Origin of the sequence: Neobacillus drentensis (assembly GCF_036965645.1) — a bacterium.
GTDB lineage: Bacteria > Bacillota > Bacilli > Bacillales > Cytobacillaceae > Neobacillus > Neobacillus drentensis_D.
In genome coordinates this window covers 1-15,397 of the sequence record NZ_JBALPZ010000057.1, presented here as the reverse complement: position 1 = coordinate 15,397, position 15,397 = coordinate 1, and the positions used below count along the sequence as shown (strand labels likewise).

17 protein-coding genes and 1 riboswitch are annotated in these 15,397 nt (G+C 36.4%); of the genes, 13 read left to right on the top strand and 4 right to left on the bottom strand.

The window, feature by feature from the left end:
• Position 1: 1 nt before the first annotated feature.
• The 8 genes from resB to V7266_RS12120 all read left to right on the top strand — a co-directional run bounded on the left by resB (position 2) and on the right by V7266_RS12120 (position 9,400).
• Positions 2 to 1,627 (top strand): cytochrome c biogenesis protein ResB, encoded by a 1,626-nt coding sequence (resB, locus tag V7266_RS12155; protein ID WP_335468149.1) that lies wholly within the window; start codon positions 2 to 4, stop codon positions 1,625 to 1,627.
• Complete coding sequence (ccsB, locus tag V7266_RS12150; RefSeq protein ID WP_335468148.1) at positions 1,628 to 2,812, top strand: c-type cytochrome biogenesis protein CcsB; 1,185 nt, start codon at positions 1,628 to 1,630, stop codon at positions 2,810 to 2,812.
• Between the two features lie 184 nt (positions 2,813 to 2,996).
• The gene (locus tag V7266_RS12145; protein ID WP_335468147.1) at positions 2,997 to 3,713 is read left to right on the top strand and encodes a response regulator transcription factor; all 717 of its coding nucleotides are present in this window, start codon (positions 2,997 to 2,999) and stop codon (positions 3,711 to 3,713) included.
• A complete protein-coding gene (locus V7266_RS12140; RefSeq protein WP_335468146.1) occupies positions 3,710 to 5,488 on the top strand; it encodes an ATP-binding protein in 1,779 nt (592 codons plus the stop codon). The genes V7266_RS12145 and V7266_RS12140 overlap by 4 nt, the downstream gene beginning before the upstream one ends.
• A gap of 321 nt (positions 5,489 to 5,809) precedes the next feature.
• Positions 5,810 to 6,361: an RNA polymerase sigma factor SigX gene (gene sigX, locus V7266_RS12135; RefSeq protein ID WP_335468145.1), complete on the top strand. Its 552-nt coding sequence runs from the start codon at positions 5,810 to 5,812 to the stop codon at positions 6,359 to 6,361.
• Positions 6,336 to 7,508: a negative regulator of sigma-X activity gene (locus V7266_RS12130; RefSeq protein WP_335468144.1), complete on the top strand. Its 1,173-nt coding sequence runs from the start codon at positions 6,336 to 6,338 to the stop codon at positions 7,506 to 7,508. Before sigX ends, V7266_RS12130 begins: the two co-directional genes overlap by 26 nt.
• A 168-nt stretch (positions 7,509 to 7,676) precedes the next feature.
• Positions 7,677 to 8,432, top strand: a complete 756-nt coding sequence (locus V7266_RS12125; RefSeq protein WP_335468143.1) for a peptidoglycan DD-metalloendopeptidase family protein — start codon at positions 7,677 to 7,679, stop codon at positions 8,430 to 8,432.
• A 100-nt stretch (positions 8,433 to 8,532) separates the two neighbouring features.
• Positions 8,533 to 8,665, top strand: a riboswitch (FMN riboswitch).
• Positions 8,666 to 8,824: 159 nt separating this feature from the next.
• Positions 8,825 to 9,400, top strand: coding sequence for an ECF transporter S component (locus tag V7266_RS12120; protein WP_335468142.1), 576 nt, complete (start codon positions 8,825 to 8,827; stop codon positions 9,398 to 9,400).
• Positions 9,401 to 9,511: 111 nt separating this feature from the next.
• Here V7266_RS12120 and V7266_RS12115 read toward each other — a convergent pair whose 3' ends face one another.
• The gene (locus tag V7266_RS12115; RefSeq protein WP_098533024.1) at positions 9,512 to 9,760 is read right to left on the bottom strand and encodes a ferredoxin; all 249 of its coding nucleotides are present in this window, start codon (positions 9,758 to 9,760) and stop codon (positions 9,512 to 9,514) included.
• A 258-nt stretch (positions 9,761 to 10,018) separates the two neighbouring features.
• Between V7266_RS12115 and V7266_RS12110 the strand changes: the two genes are divergently transcribed.
• The 5 genes from V7266_RS12110 to V7266_RS12090 all read left to right on the top strand — a co-directional run bounded on the left by V7266_RS12110 (position 10,019) and on the right by V7266_RS12090 (position 14,106).
• Positions 10,019 to 11,065 carry a helix-turn-helix domain-containing protein gene (locus tag V7266_RS12110; RefSeq protein ID WP_335468141.1) on the top strand — a complete coding sequence of 349 codons (1,047 nt, stop codon included), beginning with the start codon at positions 10,019 to 10,021 and terminating at the stop codon, positions 11,063 to 11,065.
• Positions 11,056 to 12,570 (top strand): RecQ family ATP-dependent DNA helicase, encoded by a 1,515-nt coding sequence (locus tag V7266_RS12105; protein WP_335468140.1) that lies wholly within the window; start codon positions 11,056 to 11,058, stop codon positions 12,568 to 12,570. Before V7266_RS12110 ends, V7266_RS12105 begins: the two co-directional genes overlap by 10 nt.
• Positions 12,567 to 13,175 (top strand): CPBP family intramembrane glutamic endopeptidase, encoded by a 609-nt coding sequence (locus V7266_RS12100; RefSeq protein ID WP_335468139.1) that lies wholly within the window; start codon positions 12,567 to 12,569, stop codon positions 13,173 to 13,175. The genes V7266_RS12105 and V7266_RS12100 overlap by 4 nt, the downstream gene beginning before the upstream one ends.
• A complete protein-coding gene (locus V7266_RS12095) occupies positions 13,168 to 13,509 on the top strand; it encodes a hypothetical protein (protein WP_335468138.1) in 342 nt (113 codons plus the stop codon). Before V7266_RS12100 ends, V7266_RS12095 begins: the two co-directional genes overlap by 8 nt.
• A 141-nt stretch (positions 13,510 to 13,650) precedes the next feature.
• The gene (locus V7266_RS12090; protein ID WP_335468137.1) at positions 13,651 to 14,106 is read left to right on the top strand and encodes a DUF2663 family protein; all 456 of its coding nucleotides are present in this window, start codon (positions 13,651 to 13,653) and stop codon (positions 14,104 to 14,106) included.
• 32 nt (positions 14,107 to 14,138) lie between these two features.
• Here V7266_RS12090 and V7266_RS12085 read toward each other — a convergent pair whose 3' ends face one another.
• The 3 genes from V7266_RS12085 to V7266_RS12075 are packed head-to-tail and all read right to left on the bottom strand — an operon-like array spanning position 14,139 to position 15,237.
• Positions 14,139 to 14,708 carry a manganese catalase family protein gene (locus tag V7266_RS12085; protein ID WP_335468136.1) on the bottom strand — a complete coding sequence of 190 codons (570 nt, stop codon included), beginning with the start codon at positions 14,706 to 14,708 and terminating at the stop codon, positions 14,139 to 14,141.
• A 41-nt stretch (positions 14,709 to 14,749) separates the two neighbouring features.
• Positions 14,750 to 15,010 carry a spore coat protein CotJB gene (locus tag V7266_RS12080; RefSeq protein ID WP_101650285.1) on the bottom strand — a complete coding sequence of 87 codons (261 nt, stop codon included), beginning with the start codon at positions 15,008 to 15,010 and terminating at the stop codon, positions 14,750 to 14,752.
• Complete coding sequence (locus V7266_RS12075; RefSeq protein WP_335468135.1) at positions 15,007 to 15,237, bottom strand: spore coat associated protein CotJA; 231 nt, start codon at positions 15,235 to 15,237, stop codon at positions 15,007 to 15,009. The genes V7266_RS12080 and V7266_RS12075 overlap by 4 nt, the downstream gene beginning before the upstream one ends.
• Positions 15,238 to 15,397 lie beyond the last annotated feature (160 nt).

The following is a 15,397-nucleotide window of genomic DNA, read 5'->3' as shown; positions in this document are numbered from 1 at the left end:
AATGAACGATGTTAAATGTGAATGCGGTCATGTAAATCCGCATGGAACCGTGTTGTGTGAAGCCTGTGGAAAAGTGCTGGATGAGCAAGAGAAAGACAATAAAGAACTTCTTGACATGCGCTATGAGGGAAGTGCACGCCGTTCACAAACATACAATAAGACGATTATTGATAAAATTTGGAACTTTTTTTCATCAGTCAAGGTGGGTATTTGGCTGATTGTGATTACGTTGGTTGCATCCACACTGGGAACGATCCTTCCGCAAAAAATGTATATCAATCTGCCTCCTGAAGTGTATTATGAGCAGGAGTATGGCTGGTTCGGGAAACTGTATTACCAGTTAGGGCTGCATGATTTATATGGTTCTTGGTGGTATTTATTATTAATTGCTATGATTGGTATTTCTTTAGTTATATGTAGTCTTGACAGAGTAGTACCACTTTATAAAGCCTTAAAAGCACAAAGGGTAACAAGGCATGAAGGTTTTTTAAGACGTCAGCGGATTTTTGGGGTGACAGAACATGCAGGCGAAAACGATCTGTCTGTGATCAAAGATCAACTAAGAAAAAGACGTTATCAGGTTCGCGAAGATAATGGGGACTTGTTGGCAGAAAAAGGCCGTTTTTCTCGCTGGGGTCCATATGTAAACCATGTGGGTTTAATCATTTTCTTATTAGGTGCAATGCTCCGCTTTATCCCAGGATTTTATGTGAATGAAGATCTGTGGGTAAAGGAAGGAGAAACCGCTGTTGTACCTGAAACCGGTGAAAAGTATTATATAAAAAACAATCAATTTATCTTGCAGCATTATGATAAAGAAAAAGATAAAACGTTCGAAAAAGCGATAGAACAAGCGGGTGAGGTAGTTAAAAATTACCAATCAAATGTTGTTTTATATGAACGTGTTAGTAAAAACCTTCCTGGTGAAAAACCGGAACTTAAAAAGCTTAAGGAATATAAGATCAGAGTCAATCATCCGTTAGATTTTAATGGGTATTCTATTTTTCAGTCATCCTATCGCAGTGAGCTAAAAACAATGTCATTTGTGCTAGCGAATAAAAAGACAGGACAATCATTTGGAGAAGTGAACATTGATCTTGAGGATCCTAAAGCTACATATGATTTAGGAAACGGTTATTCTGTAAAAATTATTAATTATTTTCCGGATTTCGAATTTGATAAAAATAACGAGCCATCTACAAAATCAAGGCTCCCAAATAATCCTGCCTTCGTGTTCCAAATGGTCACACCGGATAAATCTAAACCTGAAACAAGTTTTGTAGCTATTAAACAAACGCTTGAGCCATTAGGAGAAAACACTTATAAAATGGCGTTTCAAGGAATTGAAACCAAAAATGTTTCTGGATTCACTGTACGAAAAGATTCATCCTTGTGGGTAATTATATTAGGCGGAATTATTTTTATGATTGGAGTAATTCAAGGCGCATATTGGAACCATCGCCGGATATGGGTTCAAAATAAAAACGGACAAGTATGGATTGCCGCCCATACCAATAAAAATTGGTATGGCATAAAAAGGGAAATTGAGACGGTTTTAAAGGATACCACGCTTGACATCCCCGAAGATCAACAACAAAAGGAAAATATGGAAAAGGAGGGAGTCTAGTTGGCAACAATAAGTAGTAATTTATTATTTATTGCTTTTATACTTTATTTAATTGCGACATTATTCTACGGTGGATCTATTAAATCAAAGAATGGATCAACTGAAAAAACTGGAACAAACAACTGGGGGAAAATTGCTGTAATTTTAACAATCGTAGGTTTTATTTCTCAGCTTGGTTATTTTATTACGAGATGGATTGCGGCAGGTCATGCTCCAGTTAGTAATATGTTTGAGTTTACCACCTTTTTTGGGATGGCTCTTGTTGGTGCATTTATTGTTATTTATTTTATTTACAGAACTACCTTACTTGGACTATTTACGATGCCCGTCGCCATTTTAGTTATTGCGTATGCAAGTATGTTTCCAAGAGAGATTACACCACTAATACCTGCCCTGCAAAGTTATTGGCTTCATATCCATGTGACAACTGCAGCAATGGGAGAAGCTATCCTTGCAATAAGTTTTGCTGCAGGACTAATTTATCTGGTAAAGGCTATCGACCAAACCAAATCTAATAAACAAACTTTTTGGCTTGAAATGGTAATGTTTGCCCTTGTCACGGTACTTGGGTTTGTGGCAGTGTCATCGGTCTTTTCTGCTATGGGTTATCATGAAAAATTTAACTGGGTAGATAAACATGATAATCAAGTGGCTGTAGAGTATACAATGCCTGCTATTACCGGACCTCATGCTGGGGAACTATTAACTAAGAATGGGTTTAAACCATTAGTCGAAATGCCAGCTTTCATTAATGCCAAAAAGTCAAATACGGTTATATGGTCTTTAATTGGCGGCTTAATACTATATGGATTAATTCGTTCTGTGTTACGAAAACGAATTGCGGCCGCCCTTAAACCACTTGTGAAAAATATAAGACTCGATTTTGTAGATGAAATTAGCTACCGATCAGTTTTAATAGGCTTTCCTGTATTCACATTGGGAGCACTTATATTTGCGATGATCTGGGCGCAAATGGCTTGGTCGAGATTTTGGGGCTGGGATCCAAAGGAAGTATGGGCATTAATCACTTGGCTCTTTTACGCAGCGTTTCTACATCTCCGCTTATCTAAAGGATGGCATGGTGAAAAATCTGCTTGGCTGGCAGTAATTGGCTTTGTTATCATTATGTTTAATTTAGTAGCCGTTAATCTCGTAATTGCCGGTCTACACTCTTATGCAGGATAAGACATCTGTGCACATACCATATAGCCTTCACTTTTCAAAGTGGAGGCTTTTTATCAAATCAAGCAATTTTTATGGCAAAATCCACATTGTCAAATTATTGACACACTCTTTAGGAGTAATTACCTTGAAAATGTAGAAAAATGCAGTACCATTTTGTAAAATAAACTCCATGGGGGGATTAATAATGGATAAAGACGTAAAAATTTTAGTGGTAGATGATGAAGAAAGAATTCGCCGTTTATTAAAAATGTATTTAGAGCGTGAAGATTATATAATTGACGAAGCAGAGGATGGAAATGTAGCTTTGTCAAAAGCTTTTGCTAATGATTACGATGTTATTTTACTTGATTTAATGATGCCTGGTAAAGATGGAATTGAAGTCTGCCGTGAACTTAGAGAAAAAAAAGCCACTCCTGTTATTATGCTAACTGCTAAAGGAGAGGAAATTAATCGTGTTCAGGGCTTTGAGGTTGGGACAGACGATTATATTGTGAAGCCATTTAGCCCAAGGGAAGTGGTTTTGCGTGTGAAGGCATTATTGAGACGCTCCTCTCAGACGAGTTATTTGCAAACAGAAACAACAACAAAAGATGTAATTGTGTTCCCTCACTTAACTATTGATAATGATGCACATCGGGTAACCGCCGATGGGAAAGAAGTAAGTTTAACACCTAAAGAATACGAATTGTTATATTTCTTGGCCAAAGCGCCAGATAAAGTATTTGAACGTGAGCAATTATTAAAAGAAGTATGGCATTATGAATTTTTTGGGGATTTACGAACTGTTGATACCCATGTAAAACGTCTCCGTGAAAAGTTAAATAAGGTTTCAGAACAGGCTGCAAGAATGATTGTTACCGTATGGGGAGTAGGATACAAATTTGAGGTAACTAATGAATGACCTTTTTACGAAGTGTCGTAGGTAAACTCTGGTTTACCATTATTTTTTTAGTTTCATTTGTACTATTCATCCTAACGGTGATGCTCCTTGAGCTTTTCCAAAACCACAACATTCTTGAAACAAAGAATAATTTAACTAATACTGCTGAGAAGATTGCCAATGTTTTGGAAACACATCCAAATAATAAATTTCCACTTGGGCTTGAGATTTCTTGGGAGATTATTGATGATGTCACTAAAGTAGTAATCGTTAAAAATGAGCATGAAGTCTATTATTCTCCAAACACAGAAAAAGATAAAAAGCTGTCTCTTGATGATATCAATAATGACCCGGATTTTTCAGCAGTGTTTCATCACAAAAAATCGGTTGATAAGGTTTCCAATTTATCTTCAAATGATACTAGTCAAGATGAGAGTTATTCCATCATAGGAGTACCACTTAATCTTCCCGATGAAAAAAACGGAGCTGTTTTTATTTATCAATCACTTGAAGTAATGAAGGAAACATCCAATGAAACGACAAAATACATTCTTCTCGTTGCGGGTGTCGCCATTATATTAACAACAATCTTTGCGTTTTTTCTGTCAACCAGAATAACTGCGCCGCTCAGAAAAATGAGAGAAGCTGCTTTTGAAGTCGCAAGAGGAAAATTTGATACTAAAGTTCCGATTTTAACACATGATGAAATCGGCGAACTGGCGACCGCTTTTAATCAAATGGGCAGACAATTAAAATTTAATATGAATGCCTTAAGCCAGGAAAAGGAGCAGCTTGCAAGTATCTTAAGCAGTATGGCGGATGGGGTAATTACCTTTAATCGCGATGGCACCATATTGATTACGAATCCACCTGCAGATCGTTTTTTGCAATATTGGTATTATGAAAAGGACGGATTCACTGATTCTGAAGCCATCCCATCTCAAGTGATGGAACTTTTTCAAAAATCTTTAGAAACAGAAAAAGAGCAAATTGGTGAGATTTCACTTCAAGGCCGGCATTGGGTCATCTTAGTCAGCCCGCTTTATAGCAATCGCTTTATTCGAGGCGCAGTTGCTGTTCTAAGAGATATGACCGAAGAACGAAAGCTGGAAAAAATGAGGAAAGATTTTATCGCAAATGTATCACATGAGTTAAGGACCCCAATTTCTATGTTACAGGGATATAGTGAGGCAATCGTTGATGATATTGCCGAAACGCAAGAAGAGAAAAAGGAAATGGCCAGAGTCATTTATGATGAATCCTTGCGTATGGGCAGGCTGGTTAATGAACTCTTGGATTTGGCTCGAATGGAGGCTGGACATATCCATCTTTCTATGGAGGATGTTAATCTTTCTTCTTTTATCAATCGGATTATTTATAAGTTTCAAGGTTTAGCTAAGGATAATGAAATCCTGTTGGATTCAGAAGTGGAAAATGATAGTTCAGATGCTCTTTTTGACCCTGACCGGATTGAGCAGGTACTTACGAATTTAATTGATAATGCAATACGACATACACCAAAAGGCGGAAAAGTTAAGGTATTTGTCGTTTCGGAAGACAGAGGGGTTAAAATGGAGGTAAAGGATTCCGGCTCTGGTATTCCGGAAGAAGACCTGCCTTTTGTTTTTGAGCGTTTTTATAAAGCAGACAAGGCTCGAACTAGAGGCAGGGCTGGCACTGGTTTAGGACTTGCCATTGCCAAAAATATCATTGATGCACATCATGGTACGATTTCTGTTCGGAGTAAATTTGATGCCGGGACGACTTTCTCCTTTTTCTTGCCACGAAAAAAGTAATATTAACAACTATTTTGCCGATTGTTCTTGATACACAAGAAACAATTAAATGCTGAAGCGCCTTGATCAGGGATAAAAGTAGTTCCTTTTTTCCTAGGGGCTTATGACCTCGAGCTCCTAGGCGCTGCAGCTAGATATTTATCAAAGTTTAAGCTACTAGCTCATCTTTCGAGATGAGCTTTTTTAATATGAATTTATCAGCGCAACGGATATTAATTATCTTCTAATATCTTCCTTTTTATCTAAAAAAAGTCTATATTTAAAAGGGTGAAACCTTTTAATTGTTACAACGACTAATATTATGAACGGGGAGGGGAATTGATGGACTCCGTTTTCGATGAGCTATATCAAAAATATCATCATGACGTATTTCAATTTCTATTCTATATGGTTAGAAATAAGGAGCAGGCTGAAGACCTCGTCCAAGAGGTTTATATTCGAGTATTTAAGGCTTATCATCGTTTTGAAGGTAAAAGCAGTGAGAAAACATGGCTTTTTTCAATTGCGAGAAACGTTGCTATCGATTTCTTCCGTAAACAAAAGGGGTGGAAGGATCGGCTGCTTGATAAATTTGATTGGTCAACCAATCAGGTGAAGGATGAGTATCCGATTCCAGAAGAAATTACAATTCAAAATGAAGAGATTAAATGGATATACAGATGTCTAGAGTTTTGCACGGTGGATCAGAGGTCTGTCATCATCCTTCGATATTTACAGGATTTATCCATATCGGAAACAGCTAAAGTTCTAGGCTGGACAGAAAGTAAAGTAAAAACAACACAACATCGCTCCTTAAAAGTATTAAAGAAGCATATGGAAATGTTTTATGAAAAGGAGGGATTAATAAGTGAAAAAGTCAGAGTGGAGCGATAGAGAGCTAGAAGAACTATTAAGGCAAATGCCCAGAATTCATGATCATCGCGATCCTCGTGACATTTACCAGAATATTTCTTTTAAAAGAAGAAAGACTAGACCGTGGTTGTTACCCGTCCTCGCTGCTTCTGCTGCCTTACTTCTTTTCTTTATTCTTGTACCTAAGTATATGGGAGGAATAAATTTATCACATGAAACCGCAGAAGAAAAATCTTCTACCAGCGGTAATTCAACTGAACAACAGGACAGAAGTTCTTTAAAAAGAGAGAATGCCTCTTCTAATGAAACGGAATCTCCTAAACAGGCGGAATTACTAAAAACAGAAAACCTTAAGACAGCTATTTATGAAGAGGATATTGGTAATGGAGATGTGTTAACCTACTGGATTCCAGATGCACAAGCCCAAATACTTATTCCAGTTTCAATTATTGTAAATCAAAGCCAAGGACAATCCTGGCTTACAAAATATACGAAGTTAATGGCAAATTTACAGGAGAAGGAATGGGGTTTATCAGATTTCTATCCTCTAAATGCAACGATGAAACTAGATAAAGATGGAAATACAGTAATAGTTGATGTTCCCTCCGATCATCAATACGGTCAAGGCTCGGCCACTGAAACAAATTTTATGAATATATTAAAAAAAGATATCTCCACCAATAGCGATAGTAAAAAAATTAAGTTTACAACAAATAGTCTGCCCGGTATAGAGTTAGGAAATTTTGGAGTTGTAAACGAAATGGATGTTGTTCCTGAGATTCAACATGCCTACTTCTTTTATTATCCTGAAGGCAGCGCAATACCATTCCTTACACCGTCTACTGAAAAGTATAAGGATATAACAACTGCTCTTGAAGCGATGAAGATGGATCAAGCAATGGGGTTAAAAAGCTCTATACGATCTTTACCTCCAATAAATAATGTATCATTTTCGAATAAAATTATGTACCTTTCTTTTGAAGAAAACACGCGTATACAGAATAATCAGCAATCCATAATATGTTTCGAGGCTTTACTCTTAACGGCAAAAGAGTTTGGTGTGAAAAAAGTTATCATAAAAAATCCACCTTTAACAAACCTTGGCACATTCGATTTAACTAAAGAAATTAAAGTTCCAATTGCTCCTAATTTACGTAATATACCATAATCAACCTTTGTGGTTGATTTTTTTTATGAATAAAATATGATAAGTCTCCAAATTATAACAAATATGCTCATGCTCCCCACAGAGCTCAGGTGCAGGTTCGTTCTAAATAGGATCCATTAAACATATGGTGTGGAGGAGAGGACGATATTTAAGGAGGAAAAGTAAGGAATGCGTGACTACATAAAGAGATTTTTAATTGCCATTATTATGGCGCTGTTTGTCAGTTTATTATTTTTAGGAGGAACACATTCGGAAGCAGCAGGGACAGAAGAGGTCAATGACATCAATGACCACTGGATTTGGCCGGCAGACGGAATCATTTCAGATACATACGGAACAAGGCAAGGGAGACATAAAGGAATTGATATTGCGGGAAGAATAGACACACCCATCCTTGCAGTTGAAGATGGTGTTGTGGAAAAGTCATATTATTCTAATACATATGGAAATGTTGTTTTTATTAAGCACCCCAGTCATTTTGTGACCGTTTATGCACACTTGAATAGAAGGAATGTGCCGAGAGGACAAATAATCAAACAGGGTGATGTTATTGGGGAAATGGGAAAAACAGGACAAGCTACAGGAACACATCTTCATTTTGAAGCACATCAGCTGGAATGGAGATTTGATAAAAAATATGCGCTGGACCCTGAGAAGCTGTTAGGTAAGGCGAATGTTGGCGAATCTGTCCAGGCAGGAATTGCAAGTATGGGTGAATCAGTGTTGGCAGCAAGTTCCCAGCTGCGCTTACATCAGAATGATAATCCTAACATCTCAACACCCTTGGATAAATACATGGTCAAAGAAGGGGACACTTTGTCCACAATCGCTCAAAAACAGAATACCACAGTTTCAGCAGTGAAGAATCTTAACCATTTAACATCAGATTTAATTAAACCCAAACAGATATTAATAGTTCCTTGATAAAAGAAATCGCGGCCGCGGTTTCTTTTTATTTATACGTAAGATTTTTTTCTTAACAAAACAATTATTGTCTAGTATAATAAAAGGTAAATTAATATCGATCTATCTTCGGGGCAGGGTGAAATTCCCGATCGGCGGTATTAGAGCATTGCTCTTAAGCCCGCGAGCCTTATGGGGCAGGATTTGGTGAGATTCCAAAGCCGACAGTATAGTCTGGATGGGAGAAGATGGAGGTTCTGCAGACATTCAAAAAATTTAAAATGTTGAATGTTTATTAAGCGTGCCTTTGTAAACTCCCTCAAGTATTTTTCTTGAGGGAGTTTTGAGTTTCTGGGTCGTCTGTTTGCTGAACCTCTCTTCCTAACATGATGGATCAAAAAGGAGAGAGGAAAATGGAGAAAAGAAAGAAGTTAAATGTAAAGGCTTATGTTTCAATTGGAATGCTGAGCAGTATCGCCTATTTATTAATGTTAATACAATTTCCACTGCCAATGTTCCCTAATTTCTTATTTGTCGACTTCAGTGATATCCCAGCGGTAATTGCAGGATTGGTTTTTGGGCCGCTCGCTGGTATTTTAGTAGAATTATTCAAAAATATTCTTAATTATATTGCCACTGGAAGCCAAACAGGAGTACCCGTAGGTCATATTGCAAATTTTGTTGCAGGAATTGTCTTTGTTCTTCCAACATTATTTGTCTATAATAGACTTAAAACTAGAAAGGGTATGACTATTGCCTTAGTGGCCGGAACAGTCATCATGGCTGTAGTTATGAGTATCTTAAATTACATTGTAATCCTTCCTGCATACACACTGCTGATGGGATTTCCAGATATGAGAAATTTAGTAGTACCTGCGATTTTACCTTTTAATATTTTGAAGGGTATCATGATGTCAATCATCTTTATGCTTTTGTTTATTCGCATGCAAGCGTGGATTAATAAGTTTTCAGTGATAAAAAGGGCATAAATAAACAACAAAAAAAGCAGCCTTATGGTTGCTTTTCTTGTTTATATTATTAATAGAAAAACCCCATCTGTTTAAGACGAGGTGGATTTTAAAGCAAGTTTTAGCGTGATGTTATTCGAACTTAGTTGGGTTACCTTCAAATGGTTCATCTGCAACTTTAATTGAATCAGTTGGACAACCTTCGAAAGCATCCATCATGTCATCAATTAATACATCTGGAATTTCAACAATACCCTCATTCTCGTCAAGGGTTACGAATGCAATACCTTCATCATCATAATCGTAAATATCTGGTGCTGCTGCGCCGCATGCACCACATGCGATGCAAGTTTCCTTGTCAACAATTGTATACTTAGCCATGAAAAAAACCTCCCAGTAAATAACAAATATTATGCTTCCTGTTTCCTGCTCAGATAGGGAAACGAATTACTCATACCTATTGTAAAGCTGTGCGGAAAACTTTTCAATAGAAAAATGATATTAGTGTATGCTTTGGCGGGGGATTCAAAACGATGAAACTTCTTCATTATTAACCAACCTGGAATATTAAATTCATGTTAAAATAAAAAAGAAAATATGTGGATATATGTCGATAAATGGGTAAAGTGGTGAATAAAGATGCTGCAATTAGATACAGTTATTCTATATTGTTTAAAACAGCTAAATAGCGAACGGACCATTTATTCCATTTATCATTTATTAAATGGAAAAAAGTCATCGCAAACCATTCAAGATGCCCATTTATTCTCCTTAAAGGAATTCTTTGGTGTGTATGAGACGCTTACAAGAGAAGGCTTTGACCAGATTGCTGAAGAATTATTTAAAAAAAATTTAATTGATGACTGCGGTGAACAAAAGTACCGATTAACGGATGCAGGCTTAGAACATTTAGAAACTACAACATGGGATCATTATTTAAATGGCTGGAACTTTCACTCCTTTACCTCATTGTTTTGGGAAAGATTATCGTTTCTTATACAGGTTACTTCCAATCTTGTTTATGAGGAATCCAAATATATCCCCATACAAAAAAATAAAGAAGTTCATAATTGGCTTAAATCAATGTTAAAAGAAATAAATGTACCAAGGAATGAATTAGGCACAATTTTATATTCGGAATTGAATAACTGCTTTATGGAGGCTAAGGATATTGACCCTTCTGTTTTAGTGTTTCGATTAACTGGATTCCAGCAAATAGGATTAACGGCAGCCCAATCAGCTAAAAAACTTAATATGGACATTCACGATTATCAGCTTAAATTTAGTAACACACTGCATTATTTAATTCAAAAAATTATAAATGATTTTAGCTCCTTTAATATACTAGCTGCTCTCATGAAAGATTTAGAGAAGGGGGATGAATTAACCTCTTCTTCAAGGAAAACTTGGAAACTTTTGAGGCAAGGCTGCACACCTGAACAAATAGCAGAAATAAGAAATTTGAAAATAAGTACAATTGAAGATCATTTAGTTGAATTTGCATTGCATCTTGATAATTTCTCTATCGATCCTTATGTTGCTAAAGATATACAATCAAAGATTATTGAACTTTCACAATCTATTGGAACTAGACAACTAAAGCTGATAAAGAATCAATTGAAGGCTGTAAATTATCTTCAAATAAGGTTAGTATTGGCGAAGTATGGTGATAGAAAATGGAATTAGAAATTCTTTTAAAAAAATACTTTGGCTATTCTTCATTTAAAAAAGGGCAAAAAGAGGTAATAACCACGTTGCTTTCCGGTCAGCATACTTTGGCCATGCTCCCGACAGGAACAGGAAAATCATTGTGTTACCAATTACCTGGCTATATTTTAAATGGGCAGATCCTAATCATTTCTCCATTACTTTCTTTAATGCAAGATCAGGTAGAGCAAATGAAACGGTTAGGGGAGAAAAGAGTAGTTGCGTTGAACTCTTTTCTCTCCTTACCAGAAAGAAATAGAGTATTACGTCATTTACGAGATTATAAGTTTATCTTCATATCACCGGAAATGTTAAGGGTTCCTTTTATTATTCATGCCCTGCAGCAGCTTACCATTTCTTTATTCGTTGTCGATGAAGCCCATTGTATTTCACAATGGGGTTTTGATTTCCGGCCAGACTATTTAAAGTTAGGTAAGATACGGAAGAAATTGGGCAGTCCATTAACCCTCGCACTTACAGCGACTGCCACCAAAAAAGTCCGCGAAGATATTATATCTTCCCTCGAGCTTGGAAATGACGAAATAAAAAAAATAGAATCAACGATTGATCGCCCTAATATTGCCTTCTTTTTTGAAAAATTAGCTGACTATCAAGATAAACAAAATCGTATCATTGAACTAGTATCGCAACTGGAAAAACCAGGAATTATATATTTTTCTAGTAAAAAGGCTGCTGATCATATGGCCTCTCTCTTACTTGAAAGGGGAATTTGCCAAGCAATGGCCTATCATGGCGGATTGGATTCGAATACAAGGGTATTGATTCAACAACAATTTATTCACAATCAGCTCGATGTCGTATGTGCTACCAGTGCGTTTGGTATGGGGATTAATAAAGAAAATATTCGTTTTATTATTCATTATCATATGCCAATGCAAATAGAGTCGTATCTTCAGGAGATTGGAAGGGCAGGACGAGATGGTCTGCCTAGTGTTGCCATTCTTTTATACGCTCCAGGTGATGAACAGCTTCCGCTTCAGCTTGCGGAGGGTGAATTACCATCTGAGCAGCAAATCGATTGGTTATTTGCCAATTTAACTGGAGAGCAGATGTTAATAGATGGTGAAATTGAATTGAAGCAGGAGTTAAGCACACTTGGTGGTTTTTCAGAAGTCCAATGGAGAATCATAAAGGAATATATTAATAACCCAGACCGCCAGATTAATAATCTTGATAGGTTAAAAACTTCTTTGAAAGAGTTTGTAAGAGAAAGATCACAAATCAAGCATGATAATATTTTCTTTATGAAAAAATTGGTTGATGCTGACTCATGTAGACGTGAATTTATTTTACATTATTTTGCTGAAGAATGGACGCAAAAAGTTTCATCCTGTTGTGATATTTGTGGTGTGAACTTAAGAGAATACCAAGCACCTGCAAAATCAACAACCATACAGACATATAAAGAGGACTGGAAGGATTATCTTGCAAAAATTTTAATAAATGGTGAGTTGAGTAAATGAAAAGAAAATATAATCAAATAATCTCAGAGTTAACAGATAAAGAGCTCCTAAAACATTTATACCTCACGCAAATCATCCTTCTATTTATTTCGTTTATTTTGGGAGCAGTTTTATTTGATCATTTTTCTTATTTACAACATATTGATTTTATAGATTATCATATTCTGACAATTGGATTACCTGCTGGTGTAATCATTGTTTTAGCTGATATTTTGTTAATGAAACTGTTATCCTCATCCTTTTATGATGATGGTGGATTAAATGAGAGGATCTTTAAAAACAGGCATGTATTTCACACATTTGTTATTGCTCTTTTTGTAGCAATCAGTGAAGAATTGCTATTTCGGGGAATTATCCAAACAAAGGTTGGTCTTATAATGGCAAGTATCATCTTTGCCATTATTCATTATCGTTACCTTTTTAATTGGTACCTCTTTTTAAATATTATTCTGTTGAGTTTTTTGATAGGGTTTATTTATAAATGGACCGGTAATTTAGCAGTAACCATTATGATGCATTTTGTCATAGACTTTCTTCTGGGTGTATATATAAAATTTAGACAGACAACAAATGAAAAGAACAGGGAGGATCAGCTCTGTGAATAAAGAAGAACCATACAGATACCAAGCTGAAAGATTAAAACAAAGGATTCAAAAAATAAATGAAAAGGCCGTCGGTGACAGTGATAAGCTGCCGCCAAGAGAACAGGTCCACAGACAAAAGAAAAAGAAAACAAAATGGAAGGTTAAGTATCCAGTAATCAGGCTATTAGTCTTGTGTTTTATTTTACTTCCCATCATTATTTTTAGTGTGATTTCGTATCGAGATAGTGGAGGGAAGGTCAATGGAACACAAAAAACTTCTGGAAGCTCAGCTGGATATGAAACCGTTAATCTTGAAAAATCGAATCCTGATCATAAAGATACGAAGGGTGAATAAACTGCAAAACGAAAATATATAGGTGGGTAAAGTACGAATAATACCATTAAACAACTAACCGATTTCTAATCGGTTTTTTTGCTTTTTCAACATAAATCTTAGGACAAGATCATACATATAAGAGGAGGGAGGGTGAACAGGATGGATATGCCAATCAAAGAGCTTGAACATACAGATCAGGCAACGAAACAAATGCTAGAAAATGTAAGAAAGAGAAAGAAAAAGTTTGATGATGCGAAAATGTGGCATTATTTTTCAATATATGGAACATTATTTTTTGCCTTTATCTTTACAGTCTATTTCTACCTAACTTTTATAAAGCAATATTCCTTTTCTTTTTTAGCTATGCTGTCTGCAGTACTAAATGATACTGTTGCTGTTTACTTGTTAGCGTTCTCCATCGTGGGGTTTGGAGCAATGAACTTGTTAAAACAGCAAAAGGAAAAGAAGGAAAAGGAATATCAAGAGTTACGATGTGAAATCGTTGACCGGAGTAAAGATTTGTGGAAAAGGGAGGAAGAATGGAAAAACCGCCATATTGTCTTTGAAATCATGAAGAAACAATATGATATTAACTTATACCATGAAAAAAAATAAGAAGCAGTTTTCCTGCTGCTTCTTGTTACCCATTAAAAAATGGTCTTTTTACCCTGCTCATCTTTCAAGATTTCGACTGCTTCACGGAAGCGCTGAGAATGAATAATTTCACGTTCTCTTAAAAACCGTAATCCATCATTTAAATCGGGGTCGTCGCTAAGGTTTATAATCCATTGATAGGTTGCCCTCGCTTTTTCCTCAGCTGCAATGTCCTCATAAAGATCTGCGATGGGGTCGCCCTTTGACTGTATAAAGGATGCCGTCCAGGGAACTCCTGCAGCATTGTGATAAAACAAGCCTTTATCATGGTTAACATAATGATCTTCAATACCAGCTGCTTTTATTTGTTCAGGGGTGGCATCCTTGGTTAATTTATAAACCATGGTGGCGATCATTTCTAGATGGGCAAATTCCTCTGTTCCGATATCGGTAAGAAGCCCAATAACTTTATCGGGAATCGAGTATCTCTGATTTAAGTAACGAAGTGCAGCAGATAACTCTCCATCCGCACCGCCATACTGCTCGATTAAATATTTAGCCAATCTTGGGTTACACGAACTAACACGTACGGGGTATTGCAGCTTTTTTTCGTAAATCCACATAATGATAGACCCTCCCTTGAACGTTGTTAATTACTTCCAATTCAAACTTGCCATGGCCAAGGTGTATCATCCCAGTTCCAAGGGTATCCGGAGTAGCTGTTTCCATATTGTTGTAAAGGTCCAAACTGGCTTTCAAATAACTTTTTTATTCGTTTCCTTTCTTTCGCATAATGATTAAATTGATTAATGGCTTCTTGGTCGTCATTATGGGTATCTAAATACAGGGTTAATTCTACTAAAACAAAGTCCACTGCTTGCAGCTGTTCCATCAGTTGATAATACTCAGCAGGAACTTGTTTCATTGCGGTAGTCCTCCTTGCCCAGGTTCGAGTGGACTAAACCAAGGATCATAAAATGCTTTCCATAATGTTCCTGCCCTTAATGCTTCAAGTGGTGTAAATTGAGGTAAATTTGGCGGTTGAAATCCCATATATAAATTTGGTGGAGTAGAATATGCTTTTTCAAGGATTGGCTTACAAGGGTCAAACGGACTGGCATAAGGATGATGGGTTTTAAAATGTGTATTCATAGTCGCCCTCCCTTTAGTTCAATATCATTTAATCATATGAAATTATTTCAGTTACATGACATAAATTTACACGGTTTCAGAATCCTAAGTATACAGGAGGATAAAAAATCCAAGCGGAAAAGAAAACAATCCCACTCATATATGAACTGTGACCCATAAA